Source organism: Candidatus Pantoea deserta, assembly GCF_003813865.1.
In the GTDB taxonomy this organism is placed as follows: domain Bacteria; phylum Pseudomonadota; class Gammaproteobacteria; order Enterobacterales; family Enterobacteriaceae; genus Pantoea; species Pantoea deserta.
On the sequence record NZ_RMVG01000019.1, the window covers coordinates 24,990 to 39,969 of the forward strand.

The following is a 14,980-nucleotide window of genomic DNA, read 5'->3' on the forward strand; positions in this document are numbered from 1 at the left end:
ACCCATAGAATGAGGCGAGCCGCACTGTCGGGAATAAAAAAGCCGCAAAGGCGGCCTTTTTATAAAACATGTTAATGTGTTGGCAGAAAGCGGTCATTGACCGCCTTCTGTTAGTTACGGTTACGCTGTCTGCAACGCCTCTTTGGGCGCCTTGCGCGTTACCAGCTTACGCAGCGTGACATAGAACACCGGCGTCAGGAACAGACCAAACAGCGTTACGCCCAGCATACCGGCGAACACGGTGATGCCGGTGACGCCGCGCACCTCTGCGCCCGCGCCTTCACCCAGAATCAGCGGTACGGTACCGGCGATAAAGGCGATAGAGGTCATCACGATAGGACGTAAACGCAGGCGACAGGCTTCCAGCGCCGCCTCCACAATGCCTTTACCCTGTATCTCCAGCTCACGCGCAAACTCAACGATTAAAATCGCGTTCTTACACGCCAGCCCCATCAGCACCACCAGACCCACCTGAACGAACACGTTGTTATCGCCGCCGGTCAGCCAGACGCCGACCAGCGCTGACAGCATCGTCACCGGCACGATCAGGATCACCGCCAGCGGCAGCGTCCAGCTCTCATAGAGCGCCGCCAGCACCAGAAAGGCCAGCAGCACCGCCACCGGGAAGACGATAAAAGCGGTGTTGCCCTGCGTCGCCTGCTGGTAGCTGAGATCGGTCCATTCGATATTCATGCCGTTTGGCAACAGCTGACCGGACATCGCTTCCAGCTGGGTCATCGCCTGCGCCGAAGAGAGGACGCGCGGGTCGGCATCGCCAATCAAATCCGCTGCCGGATAGCCGTTATAGCGAATCACCGGATCTGGCCCATAGGTGGTAGTGATATGCACCATACTGCCAATCGGCACCATTTCGCCGCGATCGTTGCGGGTACGCAGATTCGCAATATCCTCCAGGCTGTCGCGGAACTCGCCGTCGGCCTGCGCCATCACGCGCCAGGTGCGGCCAAAGCGGTTGAAATCGTTTACGTAGGATGAGCCGAGATAGGTTTGCAGCGTGCTGAACAGATCGGTCAGCGACACGCCCTGAGCCTTCGCTTTATCGCGATCAACCTGCACATCGAGCTGCGGCACATTCGCCTGGTAGGACGAAATCGGATATTGCATACCCGGCGTCTGCATTACTGCGCCAGACAGCGTGTTGATCGCCGTCTGTAACGCCCCGTAGCCGAGTCCTGCGCGATCCTGCACGTAGAGCGAATAGCCGGAGCCCTGGCCCAGACCGAGGATGGGCGGCGGCATAATGGAGAAGCCGAAACCCTGTTGCAGCTGGGCGATTTTCGCATTGATTTCCGCGTTAATCTCCGCAGCGCTGTGCTTACGTTCGCTGAATGGCTTCAGCCCGAAGAACACCGTGCCCGTGTTCGGCGTGTTGGTGAACTGCAACGCATTCAGGCCGGGGAAGGCGACGGAATAGGCGACGCCTTCGGTGCTCATGCCGATCTCGCTCATTTTGCGGATCATTTCATCGGTACGCTCCAGCGAAGAGCCTTCCGGCATCTTCACGCCGCCAATCAGATAGAGCTTGTCCTGCGTCGGGATAAAACCGCCCGGCACGGCGTGGAACATAAAGCCCGCGCCCGCCAGCAGCAGCACATACACAGCAAACACCGCGCCGCGGCGACGCAGGGTTTTGCCGACCAGCCCCTCGTAGCCGTGCGCGCTGCTGTTAAAGAAGCGGTTAAACGGACGGAACAGCCAGCCGAGCAGGCGGTCGATAATGCGCGTCGGAATATCTTTGGGCGCGTGGTGATCCTTCAGCAGCTTCGCCGCCAGCGCAGGAGAGAGCGTCAGCGAGTTGATGGCGGAAATCACCGTTGAAATCGCGATAGTCACCGCGAACTGTTTGTAAAACTGACCGGTGACGCCAGAAAGAAACGCCATCGGCACAAACACCGCGCACAGAACCAGCGCGATCGCGATAATGGGTCCCGAAACCTCGCGCATCGCCTGATGCGCCGCCGCCTGCGGCGACAGCCCCAGCGAAATATTACGCTCGACGTTTTCCACCACGACAATGGCGTCGTCCACAACGATGCCGATGGCCAGCACCAGCCCAAACAGGCTCAGGGTGTTCAGCGAGAAGCCGAGCAGGTAGAGCACGCTAAAGGTCCCGACCACCGATACCGGCACGGCCAGCAGCGGAATAATCGAGGCGCGCCAGGTCTGCAAAAACAGGATCACGACCAGCACCACCAGCGCCACCGCTTCCAGCAGGGTGTGCACCACGGCGCTGATGGAATCGCGCACAAACACGGTCGGATCGTAAGGCGCGGCCCACTTCACATCATCCGGGAAACGCGTTGCCAGCTCGTCCATTTTGGCGCGCACGGCGTTGGACAAATCGATAGCGTTGGCGCCCGGCGCCTGGAAGATACCGATACCGACCGCATCTTTATTGTTAAGCTGCGAGCGCAGGGCGTAGCTGCCTGAACCCATCTCGATGCGCGCCACGTCGCGCAGCCGCACCAGCGAGCCGTCAGCAGAGGTTTTCAGAATGATATTGCCGAACTGCTGCTCATTCTCAAGACGACCTGCGGTGTTAATCGACAGCAGAAAATCAGACTGGTTTTTCAGCGGCTCCGCGCCAAGCTGACCGGCGGAAACCTGTACGTTCTGCTCCTGCATCGCCGTCACGACATCGCTGGCGGTCAGGCCGCGCGCGGCCACCTTATTGGGATCGAGCCAGACGCGCATGGCATATTCGCCCGCGCCGAAAATCTGGATCTGACCCACGCCCGGCAGGCGGGCCAGCTCATCTTTGACCTTCAGCGTGGCGTAGTTGCGCAGGTAGAGCGAGTCATACTTGCCGTGCGGCGAGAACATATGTACCACCAGCGTCAGCGTGGGCGACATTTTCTGGGTGGTGATGCCGAGACGACGCACATCCTCCGGCAGGCGCGCTTCCGCCTGCGCGACGCGGTTCTGCACCTGTACCTGCGCCTGATCGGGATCGGTGCCCGGACGGAAGGTCACGGTGGTGACCAGCACGCCGTCAGAACCGGCAACCGACTTCATATACATCATGTTTTCCACGCCGTTGATCGCTTCTTCCAGCGGCGTGGCAACCGAGTCGGCGATCACCTTGGGGTTAGCGCCAGGATATTCGGCGCGCACCTGCACGCTCGGCGGCACCACGTCGGGATATTCGCTGATCGGCAACAGGGGAATGGCGATCAGGCCGGTGACAAAAATTAAAATCGACAGTACGGCGGCGAAAATAGGCCGGTCGATAAAAAAGCGGGAGAAATCCATAGCGGCAGTAGCCTCAGTTAGTTGGCGTTAGCCGCGCGCATCGCGACCTGCTGTGCCGTTACCGGCATTCCGGGCATAAAGACTTTTTGCAGGCCGTCAATGATTACCCGATCGCCTGACTGCAATCCGCTTTTTACAATGCGCAAGCCGTCGGCCAGCGCGCCTGGCTGAATATCGCGGCGCTGCGCTTTGCCGTCTTTGTCCACCACATACACATACTTACGATCCTGATCGGTCAGGACGGCTTTATCGTCAATCAACAGCGCCTGAAACTCCGCGCTGCCCGGCAGGCGTACGCGGGAGAAGAGACCCGGCGTAAACTGACGCTGCTGGTTATCGAGCAGGGCGCGCATCCGAATAGTGCCGGTGCTGGCGGCGAGCTGATTGTCGGTAAAATCGACGGTGCCGCGGTGCGGATAGCCCTTTTCACCGGCAAGGCCGATCTCAACCGGCAGCGAGCCGCGCTGCTGGCCCTGGCGCGCCATAGCCTGATAGTGAAGGAACGTGGTTTCATCGACGTCAAAATAGACATACATGCGATCCTGCGACACCAGCGTAGTCAGGACGCTGGCGCTGTCACCGGCCGTCACCAGATTACCCGCGGTGATCATGGCGCGGCTGGCGCGTCCGTCGATCGGCGCGGTCACGCGGGTAAAGTCGAGATTAAGCTGCGCCATATCGACGGCGGCTTCGGCGGCGAGCACGTCGGCCTGCGCCTGGCTGGCGGCGGAGCGGCGCTGTTCCCACTGCTCGCGCGAAATCGCCTGGGTGCCGATCAGTTTCTCGGTGCGCGCCGACTCGCTGCGCGCCAGCGCGGCCTGGCTGCGCGCGCGCGCCAGTTCGGCCTTCGCCTGCTCCAGCGCAGCGCGATAGGTGCGGTCGTCGATGGTGAACAGCACCTGGCCTTTTTTCACCTCGTCGCCTTCGCGATAGTTCACCGCATCGATATAGCCGGAAACGCGCGGGCGCAGCTGCACGCTCTGCACCGCCTCGATGCGTCCGTTAAAACTGTCCCACTGGCTAACCGGCTTCACCACCACATCGGCGACGCTGACCTGAGGCGGCGGCGGCGGGGCGTTTTGCGCCACACCTCTGTCACATCCGCTCAGTATGCTGGTCAGCAGCACCGCGCCCAGAAGGGTTGAACCCTGACGAACCCACTTCGTTTGTCTGTTCATTTTTATTATTCCGCATAGCGTTAAAAAACAGCCCACAAGCGCGGGCCAATTTTTGCAACTTTTAAGATTGCAATTTATCGCGAGGAGTGTAGGCTCGTGCATCCGGCAACTGCAAGAATATCTGATACACTTTATGTGCGGTTTTGGCTGAGCGAGACGCAGACGCAGCGGGAATAAACAATGACCTTACGGCGAGTGCGGCATTTAATGTATCAATTCAACTTGCATTAAATGGCAAAGTCAGTCACCCTTAAAGTGTAATTGCAACTGATACTGATACTGTTCGCAACGGCGACGGGAGAGAATGGGATGATGAGCGACGCATTTATTCACGATCTAATCGACTGGATTGATAACAATATTGAAGCACGTCTGGATCTGGACACCGTATCGGAGCGCGCAGGCTATTCCAAATGGCACCTGCAACGCATGTTTAAAGAGCACACCGGTTATCCGCTGGGTGAGTACATTCGCATGAAGAAGCTAAAAAAATCAGCGGATCGACTGACCACCACCAATGAACCGATCCTCAACGTCGCGATTTCGCTGGGCTTCGATTCACAGCAGTCCTTTAACCGCAGCTTTAAACGTCAGTATGGCGTCGCCCCTGGCGCATGGCGTCGTCACGGCGCGCAGATGCAAGTGATGCAGTGATCCCCGCAGGGCCAGCTATGCTGGCCCGCGCTGTATCTGCCCGATAAAGCTGGTATCATCAGCGTCCTGTTGTCTGGGATGCCATCATGTCGAAAAAACTCTGGATTGCACTGATCATCGTGCTTGCGGCCGCCTGGGCCGGAATTAAACCCCATCTGAACCCTCAACCTTCGTCCGACGCCAGCGATATCCGTTCGTTAACCGATGCGCGTGCCGTGACGCGTTATCTGCTGCAAAATCAGCAATTGCCCTCTTATTACATCAGCAAAAACGACGCGCGCCGCCGCGGCTGGGACCCGGCCAAAGGCAATCTGTGCGACGTGTTGCCGGGCAAGGCGATTGGCGGCGATCGGTTTGGCAACCGTGAGAAGCGCCTGCCGCAGCGCAGCGGACGCTTGTGGTATGAGGCGGACGTTAACTATCGCTGCGGCCACCGCGAGGCCGATCGGCTGGTCTACTCCTCGGACGGGCTGGTCTATATCACCACCGATCACTACCGCAGCTTTAAGCAGGTGCCCTGATCATGCTGACGATTACGCTTGATTTTCACCGTCTGACGGATCGCCACGCGCTCTATCAGACGCTGGCGCAGCAGAGTCACTGCCCGTTTGCCTTCGGCAATAACCTGGATGCGCTGTGGGACTGGCTGACCGGCGGCATGGCGCTGCCGGCGCGCATCCGTCTGCGTCATGCGGCAGAGCTGCATAACAGCGACGAATTTGGCGCCGTGCTGGCGCTGCTGGAAGAGGCGGCGCAGGCGCTGGAGGGCGACCTGCGCCTGACGTGGGATTAGCTGCGCAGCGGGGCCAGGATAAGCGCTAACGCGTCACGCGCGGCCGGCGCGACATCACGACCGCCGGCGTACCCGTTGTTCTCCAGGATCAGGCTATTCAGCCCGACCAGCCAGTCATAAATGTAGTAGGCCGTATGATTTGCGGGCGCGGCGGAGAGGCGCGTCAGGCGTTTTCCGCTGGAGAAGTTGACGCTCGGCGCAGGAGGCCGCGCGAAAATCGGCTGACCGCGATTGACGCGGCTCGGCGGCCGTTCGGCCTCATCACGCTGTAAAAAGCCCAGCCAGGCGACAAAATCCCCCAGCACCGTCATCGCGCGGGAAACCTGACGGTCGGCGCGGGACGCGTGGGTGACGGACTGAACGTCCGGCTCGTGCAGCGCCTGCTCCAGCTTAGCCAGCATATCCAGACGGAAGCTGGCCGCGATCAGCTCCTCGACCAGCCACTCCAGCGTGGCGCGATCCACATTCAGCAACGTCAGCAGGCTGCGGTTTTCCGGCAGCTCGCGCAGATGATCGAGCCACAGCGCCATCACCTGGCGCGCAAAGCTCTGGCCTGCGGCGCTGACGTGATGCTGTACGCTGGCCGGCTCGGTCAGCGGCGCGTCGCTAAACAGATCGAACTCAAAGCCGACGCCGAAATGCTGTGCGGGGGCGTCCGCGTGGCGGGCAGTCATGGCCGCCGGCGCGTCGTGCTGGCTGAGCCAGAGCTGACGCAGCGCGTCACGCGGCGGCTGCAAACGCTCCAGCAGTTCGCCGTGCAGGCCTGTGCGGTGTTGCAGACACTTCAGCAGCGAGTCGGCGATATTTTGCTTGCGGGCAGCCTGCTCGTCGCTGGCCTGGGCCTCGGTCCAGGGCAGCAGTCGACGCTCCAGCACGCTGTGCTGCAAGGCGCGCAGCTCGCCGACCAGCCGCTCGCGGCGCGCATCCGGCTGCATCTCTTCCTGAAGCCATTCCGCCATGCGATCCACCCCGGCGCGATCGAGCGCCAGCATCGATCCCCAGCGCTGGCCGGGCTGACCTATCTGGCGCTGCACGGCTTCATCCACGTTGATCTGCTGATGGCGCGCATCGTAGGGGGTAATGGCCCAGATCAGACGCGGTTTTTCGCCGTTTTCCCGCACCGGCTGATGCAGCTGCCACTCGCGCAGCGCGCGGCTGGCGACATCGGCGTCCTGACGCTGGCTGGCGGCGGTACAGATCAGCATTAAATCGATGCCCTGGCGCGCGGCGTACAGGCCGGGGAGCAGGGCGCGTTTCTGCTCCAGCAGCAGCGCGCGCAGCGGATCCTGCTGCTCCAGCCGCTGACGATCCTCCTGCGCCACCGCCTCGACGGGCGCGCCCGGCGCGGGCAAATCCAGCATATCGGCATCGTCGTACAGGGCGGTGCGTGGCGTCGAGCTGAGCGGGATCACCAGCTCCAGCGTCAGCAGCGCCAGCCAGCCGAGCGGCACTGTCTGAGGCTTGCCGATGCGGTTGCCGTTAAGGGGACACACTTCCACCAGCAGCTGGCGATCCTGCTCGCTGGCGGGCGCAATCAGCTGTTCACTGGGCAGCTGCGCGTCATCGACCAGCAGGCTGAGCGGCGCCAGCACGCGGCTGGCGCTGCGCAGCTGATGGCGCAGATGCAGCAGATGACGCAGCACGTCGCTCAGCTCCGGCTGCGCGGGCCACAGCAGGGCAAACAGCTGCACCCGATCGTCTACGCTGAGCGCGGGCGCCAGTTCCACCGCCTGCGGCCAGAAGTGGCGGTCAAGGCGTGAATCATGGCCGTGATGGCGGCGGCTCCAGGCCCACAGCGTAACCAGCGCATCGCTGTCGAGACCGCCGGCCGGGGTAGCGAGCCGCTGGCGCTGCAAACGTTGCAGCTGCTGGTCAAGCTGCGCGCTTTCCGGCTGGGAACCCGCGATGCGACAGCTCAGCACCAGGCGCAAAATTTCGACCTCGCTCAACAGCACCAGCTCAACCGGCCACTGCCCGGACAGCGGTTCACGCTGATGGGCGTAGCGGGTCGCCGTGGCGAAATCGAGATTGCCGGGGTTGATATGCTGAAACAGATTGAGGGTTTTCTCGCCGAGGCGCGTCAGCATCTGGCCCTGCGCATCGGCGACCATTTCGCTCAGCAGCCAGGCTTTGCCCGCCTGCGACTGGCCGAACAGCGCCAGGGTGACCGGACGCGCGACCTGGTGCGCCAGCGCATCGCTCTGCGCGCGGGCGCGGCGCAGCTGACGGGTAACGGTTTCCGCCTCCAGCGCCAGGCGAGGAGACGCGGCGCGATGATCGTCAATCCAGTTAAGGCTGGCGTTTAGTGCGTCCTGCAACAGAGCAAGACGTTTTGCCAGCGTCTGCGGCTGGCGCGGTTTTACAGTTCTCATCGTTTACACAGGCTTCCGCTGTCGATCCAGTACTGGGCGTTGGCGTTGCCCGTCGGTGAGAGAGTATTCAGCTTCAGGCTCAGCTGCTCCAGCGGCACGCGCGTGCCGTCATCCAGCCGCGCGTCGCTCAGCACCAGCCGCTCCGGACCGGGCAGCGCCGGGCCAGGCGCGACCGCCAGCTTGACGCGCAGTACGCTCTCTCCGGCGACTTTACGCGCCAGCCGGGCGTCGTTCAGCGTCAGGCTGTAGAGCGGCGAGGCGGGCCAGCGATCGTTATCCAGCTGACGGAATCCCAGGCAGACATTGCCGCGAATGCGGAAGCTGCTTTTGCGATCCAGCGCGAAGCCCTGATCGTCGAGATCGATGTCGCTGTAGCAGAGATTATCGTCGGTCAGCGCCTGGTTCTCATCCAGCACGCCAAGATAGCGGATGGTTGAGTAGGGCTCAAAATCGCCCGCGCGGAACCAGAAGCTGCTGAGGCGCAGGTCCAGCGCCAGCAGGCAGAGCATCGCGCCCACCGCCGCCGTGGATTTCGGGTTATCGATGCGGCCATGTTTGTTGAACGGATACCAGTCGCTGGTGTGATAGCCCTCCAGCGAAAGAATGCGGCTGCCCGGCAGCGGTTGCAGATGGCGCACCAGCGCCTGAATGCCGGGGAAGCGCGACGGGCGTCCGGTCAGCAGCAGCACGTCGCACTGATAAAGCGACACCACTTCGCACATCGAACGCAGCGCCGGAATAATCGCCATGCGATGCTGCATAAACTCGGCGTGCAGCTGCGCCAGGCTGACGATCAGCGGCACCGCCAGCAGATCGAAACGGCTTTCGCCGCCCAGCGCGCGCTGGATTTCACCGTTGATAAACGCCAGCACCGCGTCGGCCGGACGATGCTCAACCAGTTCGCCGAACAGGGCGTTGATTTCGGCATGGCTCTCCAGCGGGTCCCAGTTCTCGTAGCGCTCCAGCACCGCCTGCGCCAGTGGAATAAACAGCTGTAGCGTGGCCTGCTGGCGCAGCGTGGCCTGGCCATCAAGGCGGCTGTCGTGTCCGAACAGCTTGTTCAGCAGCGGCTCGGCCAGCGCGAGACCCGCTTTTTGCAGGCTCTGCTGTAGCGCAGGCAGGATCCACAGCTGGATCACGTCCAGCAGAATATCGTCGCCCGCCACTTTGAATCCTTCACGGAACAGCAGGCGCGGGGTGATCTTGACGTTATTGCCCTGGCCGTCGTCGAGGCGATAGTGGGTGATGGCCAGATCGGTGGTGCCGCCGCCGATATCGATCGAGGCGATACGCAGACTTTTGCCCGGCACTTCGTCCGCTTCGCGCGGGCGGTCCGGACGCGCGGTGCTGCTGAAGAAGTCCTGAGCGCGCCCGGCAAAATTAACCTGGGTTTCGTTGAACAGCCAGACCATCTGGCCGCAGGTGGCTTCGTCCCACTCCATCTGCACGTCCGGCACCGGCTTGCGGCAGGCGGGCGGCGCATCGGCGCTGAAGGGCGCGTCAGGGGCGTGCCAGCCTTCGGCTTTCCATACCAGCGCGATCGCCTCCTGCATGCGACGCCGGAAAATTTCGCGCTCCGGCTTGGGCATCGCCGACGGCAGCGTAAGAATCACGTGGCGCAGCTGACGCGGCGCGTGGCTCTGCGGCATGCGCTGACGCTGCGCCGCGCTGTTCATCTGCATCAGCGCCTGCGCCAGCAGCTCGCACAGCATAAAGGTCATCAGCGAGCTGCGGCTGTAGTGCGCCGAGAACACCGGCAGGCGATCCTCCGGCGGCAGGGCGTGCAGCGGCTCGCCTTCATCGTTCAGCAAAAAGGTAAAGGGCGCGGCGTTCGCCTGCGGTTCGCTGCTGCCGTGCGGCTGGTTGAAACGCCAGCCTGGCTGATAGCGCGCTTCATCCCACAGATAGCGGCGCGGGCTGGAGAGGCCCGTGCTGCCGTCCAGACCGGCGCGCTGAAGCGCCAGGCGGCTGGCTTCACGCCCCACGCGCGTCAGCGAAGGCCACATAAAGGCGTTTTCGCGGCCGCTCTCCAGCGAAAAGTTCGCCTTGCCGAAGTGCGCTTGCGCAAACTCCAGGCGGCTGTCGAACAGTTCGTTGTAGACCTGGTGAGGCTGCGACAGATCGCGCAGCTGAAGCTCATAGGTTTGCTTCAGGCCATTGCTCTCTTCCGGGTGATCTTCTACCAGAATGCCGCAGGTATGCGAGTTGCCGACGTCGAGAATAATGTCCACGTTAACGGCGGGCGTCTGCTGGGTCGCCGCCTGAAGGTAAATGTCGCTAAGCTGGAGCTGCTCGCCGAGCAGCTCCAGCAGATTGAGGTAGTGCGCCTGATATTCGAACTCGCGCAGCGCCTGGGCGATAGCCTGCTCGCGGCGATCGTCGACGCGATCGCTAAAGGCTTCGCGCAGCCAGCCGTCAACCCAGGTGTGATCGAGAAATTCCCCCAGCTCATAGTTGTGCCAGGCGAGGGAAAAGGCGACGCCGTTTTGCGCGTCGGCGGGGTGGAGACCAAGCTGTTCGCCGCCTTGTTCTTCAGGCACGCAGCGCGTATCAAACGCCAGCGTCACGCGGTGCGTATTGCCTGCCGCATCCGCCTGAGGCAGCGCGGTCAGGCGCAGGCGCGCCCAGTTTTCCGGGCCGCCGATAAAACGGCGTCCGCTGGCGCAGCGCAGCATCGGCAGCGGCAGCCAGCAGTCGCCCAGCAGCCTCAGGGAGTCGGCCAGCGCCACGTCGGATTCCGGGCGCACCACTTCCGGCGCGCCGCCGTCCTGCGGATAGAGCAAAAACTTCCCGCTGTTGCCGTCTACGTTCAGACGCAGCAGCGGGCCGTTCGCCGTCTGGCGCACAAACTGACGGCGCGCCTGTCCGGCGGCGATGCGCAGGCCAAAGTCGAGAAACTGCACGCCGCTGTCTTCGATCAGCGTGATTTTTTGTTTGTCATCGATCAGGGGAGCTAACATGGTTACTTACTCTCACGCTTAATCGTCATCGGGAAGGATTTTTTATCGCTGAACAGCGCGTCGCACACGGCGACGCCGTCTCCCGGTTTACATACCAGCTGCGGCATAGGGTAGCGCGAGCCGTCGCTGCATTTTGCGGTGTAGCGGCTGCGAATCGACAGCTGTCCGCTGCCGAGCATGGCCGCCGTGACCTCGTCGGCGCTACAGCGCAGGCTGTTGCCCTGCGTCACCGTGGCGCTGCCTTTGCCTGCGCTGAGTTCATAGCGCAGCACCGGCGACGCGCCGCCCGGCAGAGAGTTTTGCATCACCACGCGCCAGCGGCCATCCACCACGCCGATCCTGCCGTTGCGCACATCGTCCATGCTCATCTTCAGCGGTTCCGCTGTGACGGGCGCGGCGGGCGGCGCGGCAGGGACAGGCGCCTCAGCAGGCGAGGCCACGCTGGCCGGCGTCTGGGGCAGGGTCGCGGCAAGCTTCTGCGCGGCGATCAGCGCAGCGGGCGGGGCGACAGCCGCAGCGGGCGCCGTTGGCGTCGGCGCGGCAGGCTGCGGCTGATGCAGCCAGAAAGCGCCTGCGGCGGCCGCCGCCAGCGCGGCTGGCGCCAGATACCACAGGCGAAACGCGCGGCGCGGCGCGGCGGACGCGATTGCAGGCGCTTCGGGTTCAGGTTCAGGCTGCGGTTCGGGTTCGGCGGCGATAAGCGGCATCTCCAGCGACGGCTCGACGACGACCGGCTCCGGCAGCGGCTCCGGCAGCAGCGTCGGCAGGGGATCTTCCAGCGTGTCGCGCAGACAGGCGAAGGCGTCGTCGTTCAGGCGCGCCTGCGCATCGACAAAGCCCCAGAAGGTAATAACCGGTTTGCCATCCACCAGATAGACATACTGACGATCGGGAAAGTGCAGGCTTTTCGCCAGCAGCGCGCCAAACAGGCGCATCGCGGGATTGTCAGCCTCGCGCGCGCGCGTGCTGATTGCCTGCATCTCCTGCTGCGTCGCCGTCAGCTCATCCAGCGCCTGACGGCGCTCATAGTCGCTGGCGCTGAGCCAGGATTTGACTTTGCCGCTGAACGGCGCGTACCAGTCGAGGCGGTCGCCGCGTTCGTTGGGCTGCGGAATAGCCAGGCAGTTTGCCAGCGCGCTCTGACGACGCAGACGCAGGGTTTCCCGTATTTGCAGGGCGGATGCGTAGACCGGCTGGCCGTTTTCACCCAGCGCCAGCACGGCGTCGAGAGTGCCGCTGCGCAGAAAAGTTTTTGCCACCTGTAAGGCCCTTATCGGTCGGATTCTGAGGCAGAAAATCGTGTGTTATCGGCGATTGGAGTGATATTAGGCGGAGCAAGGGCAAATCAAACGGCGGAAAAAACGGTGATTAAGGGCTTTTTTCGCGCGCTGCAAAATAAAATCTGCCGCGCGCGCAGAGGATTACGCGGCGCGCGGCGTCAGCATCAGATGGGCAGCCAGTCCCCCGACCAGCCCCCAGAAGGCTGCGCCGATGCCGAGCAGAGAAATGCCGGAGGCGGTGATTAGAAAGGTGATCACGGCGGTATCGCGCGTATCCGGCTCCGCCAGCGCGCGCGTCAGGCTGCCGCTGAGAGTCGTCAGCAGCGCCAGTCCGGCCAGCGTGGCGATCAGCGGCGCGGGCAGCGCCACAAACAGCGTGGCGATCAGCGCGCCGGAGAGACCGGCCAGCAGATAAAAAACGCCTGCCAGCGCGGCGGCCATCCAGCGGCGGCGCGGGTCGGCGTCAACGTCTTCGCCCATACAGATGGCGGCGGTGATGGCGGCAATGCAGACCGAAAAACCGCCGAACGGCGACAGCAGCAGAGCGACGCCGCCGGTCCAGCCGATCAGCGCCGAAACCGGCGGCTGATAGCCATGCGCCTGTAAGGTGGCGATGCCCGGCGCATTCTGCGACGCCATCGTGACCAGAAAAAAGGGCAGCCCGACGCCGAGCAGCGCGGTAAAGCTAAAGTGCGGCACGATCCCCTGCGGCATGACAAAGCTCGTGTAGTTCGCCGGGAAATGGATGGCGTGCCGCGCCAGCGCGATCGCCACGCCTGCTACCAGCGTCGCCAGAATGGCATAGCGCGCCAGCCAGCGCCGGGCCAGCAGCCAGGCAAGACACATCGCGCCGCACAGCGCAAAATCGCTTTGCAGGCCGGCAAAGGCGTCCAGCCCGAAACGCAGCAGGATGCCTGCAAGCATCGCCGACGCCAGCGCAGGCGGGATAACATTCATTAGTCGTGCAAAGAGTCCGGTGACGCCGCTCAGTACAATAAGGGCATTGGCGAAGATAAAGACCCCCACTGTTTCCTGAAGAGAGAGACCGTGCAGACTGGTCGCCAGCAAAGCCGCGCCGGGCGTCGACCAGGCGCACAGGATCGGCATTCGCGTCCACAGAGATAACCCCAGCGAACAGACGCCCATGGCGATACCCAGCATCGACAGCCAGCCGCCGATCTGGGCGGGAGACGCGCCTGCGGCCTGCGCCGCCTGAAAAATAATCGCCGCCGAGCTGCTGTAGCCTACCAGCACCGCAACGAAACCAGAGACAAGCACGGGAAAAGAGAAGGCGGATGGCGCCGTACTGGTGTGCATAAAACCCCCTTGTGCGTTATAGCGCACAGTCTAACAGTGTGCGCTATAGCGCTCAAGTGCTAAACTGCCGCCATTACTTCAGGAGAGCACAATGGAAAATCTGCATCAGCACCTCAGCGACGCGCTGAAACAGCTGCGCCAGGCGAACGGCTGGAGCCTGACGCTGGCCGCTGAGCGCACGGGCGTTAGTAAGGCGATGCTCGGCCAGATCGAGCGCGGCGAATCCAGCCCGACGGTGGCGACGCTGTGGAAAATCGCCACCGGCTTTAACGTTCCTTTTTCCTTTTTTATTCACAGCAACGCCACGTCGGCCGGTGAAGAGGCGCGTTTCAGCCAGCCTAACGCTCAGATGACGGTCAGGCCGTTACTGCCTTACGACGCGCAGCTGCGTTTCGATCTGCTGGCGGTCGAGCTGGCGGCAGGCGCGCAAAGCGACTCTTCGCCGCATGAGCCGGGCTGCGTTGAACAGGTCGTGGTTATTGAAGGCGAACTGCTGCTCGGACTGCGCGGCGTCTGGCGTCGCCTGCAGGCGGGCGAGGCGTTGCAGTTTGAGGCCGACGTGGCGCACAGCTACCGCAATCCGCTCGCCACGCCGCTGCGTTTTCACAGCCTGATCCACTATCTGAAGCGTCCCTGACCTTACAAATTGATACGAAGGTAAACTACACAGTTTACCTTCGTATCTCTATACTGACGGCAATGTAAGGAGAAGGGCGATGAGCGAACTGAACGAATCGGCTGCCACGCTGCGTATGCTGGTCGGCAAACTAAGCCGTCGGCTACGTGAATCGGCGCCGCCGGGCGATCTCACCTGGTCGCAGGTCTCAGTGCTGGGCTATCTGGTGCGCGACGGCGCAATGACCGTTACCGAACTGGCAGCGGCGGAAGGCGTACGCACGCAGTCGATGGGCGCCACCGTCGCCAGCCTGCTGACGGCGGGCATGGTGCAGGGCGAGGCCGATCCCAGCGACGGACGCAAAACGCGCTACACGGCCACCGCAGCGGCCCGCGCGCTGATTAGCGCCAACCGCGCCCTGCGCGACGACTGGCTGGTGCGCGCCATTGACACCCGGCTCAGCGCCGACGAACAGCAGCAGCTGCTCAGCGCGATCCCCTTACTGCAACGACTTGCCGACCACGCATCCTGAGAGGA

Annotated in this window: 11 protein-coding genes; 5 read left to right on the forward strand and 6 right to left on the reverse strand. The window is 62.8% G+C overall.

Going from position 1 to position 14,980, the window contains the following annotated elements:
• Positions 1-120: 120 nt before the first annotated feature.
• Positions 121-3,273, reverse strand: coding sequence for a multidrug efflux RND transporter permease subunit OqxB (gene oqxB / locus BBB56_RS19345; RefSeq protein WP_123802557.1), 3,153 nt, complete (start codon positions 3,271-3,273; stop codon positions 121-123).
• Between the two features lie 17 nt (positions 3,274-3,290).
• Positions 3,291-4,451 carry an efflux RND transporter periplasmic adaptor subunit gene (locus tag BBB56_RS19350; RefSeq protein ID WP_123802558.1) on the reverse strand — a complete coding sequence of 387 codons (1,161 nt, stop codon included), beginning with the start codon at positions 4,449-4,451 and terminating at the stop codon, positions 3,291-3,293.
• 309 nt (positions 4,452-4,760) lie between these two features.
• Between BBB56_RS19350 and BBB56_RS19355 the strand changes: the two genes are divergently transcribed.
• From BBB56_RS19355 to BBB56_RS19365, 3 genes are all read left to right on the forward strand, one after another.
• A complete protein-coding gene (locus tag BBB56_RS19355) occupies positions 4,761-5,105 on the forward strand; it encodes a helix-turn-helix domain-containing protein (protein ID WP_081137479.1) in 345 nt (114 codons plus the stop codon).
• Positions 5,106-5,191: 86 nt separating this feature from the next.
• Entirely contained in the window at positions 5,192-5,626 is a 435-nt protein-coding gene (locus BBB56_RS19360; protein ID WP_123802559.1) for a ribonuclease domain-containing protein, read from the forward strand.
• A gap of 2 nt (positions 5,627-5,628) precedes the next feature.
• Positions 5,629-5,898, forward strand: a complete 270-nt coding sequence (locus tag BBB56_RS19365; RefSeq protein WP_123802560.1) for a barstar family protein — start codon at positions 5,629-5,631, stop codon at positions 5,896-5,898.
• On the opposite strand, the gene BBB56_RS19370 is transcribed toward BBB56_RS19365, so the two are convergent.
• From BBB56_RS19370 to BBB56_RS19385, 4 genes are all read right to left on the reverse strand, one after another.
• Positions 5,895-8,270 carry a virulence factor SrfC family protein gene (locus BBB56_RS19370; protein ID WP_123802561.1) on the reverse strand — a complete coding sequence of 792 codons (2,376 nt, stop codon included), beginning with the start codon at positions 8,268-8,270 and terminating at the stop codon, positions 5,895-5,897. The two genes, BBB56_RS19365 and BBB56_RS19370, sit on opposite strands and share 4 nt — an antisense overlap.
• On the reverse strand, positions 8,267-11,230 hold the full coding sequence (locus tag BBB56_RS19375) for a virulence factor SrfB (RefSeq protein ID WP_123802562.1): 2,964 nt from the start codon (positions 11,228-11,230) through the stop codon (positions 8,267-8,269). Before BBB56_RS19375 ends, BBB56_RS19370 begins: the two co-directional genes overlap by 4 nt.
• 2 nt (positions 11,231-11,232) lie before the next feature.
• On the reverse strand, positions 11,233-12,489 hold the full coding sequence (locus tag BBB56_RS23540; protein ID WP_158673949.1) for an SrfA family protein: 1,257 nt from the start codon (positions 12,487-12,489) through the stop codon (positions 11,233-11,235).
• Positions 12,490-12,651: 162 nt separating this feature from the next.
• On the reverse strand, positions 12,652-13,827 hold the full coding sequence (locus BBB56_RS19385) for a benzoate/H(+) symporter BenE family transporter (RefSeq protein WP_123802563.1): 1,176 nt from the start codon (positions 13,825-13,827) through the stop codon (positions 12,652-12,654).
• 91 nt (positions 13,828-13,918) lie between these two features.
• Between BBB56_RS19385 and BBB56_RS19390 the strand changes: the two genes are divergently transcribed.
• The gene (locus BBB56_RS19390; protein WP_123802564.1) at positions 13,919-14,464 is read left to right on the forward strand and encodes a helix-turn-helix domain-containing protein; all 546 of its coding nucleotides are present in this window, start codon (positions 13,919-13,921) and stop codon (positions 14,462-14,464) included.
• Between the two features lie 79 nt (positions 14,465-14,543).
• Positions 14,544-14,975, forward strand: coding sequence for a MarR family winged helix-turn-helix transcriptional regulator (locus BBB56_RS19395; RefSeq protein ID WP_123802565.1), 432 nt, complete (start codon positions 14,544-14,546; stop codon positions 14,973-14,975).
• Positions 14,976-14,980: the final 5 nt, after the last annotated feature.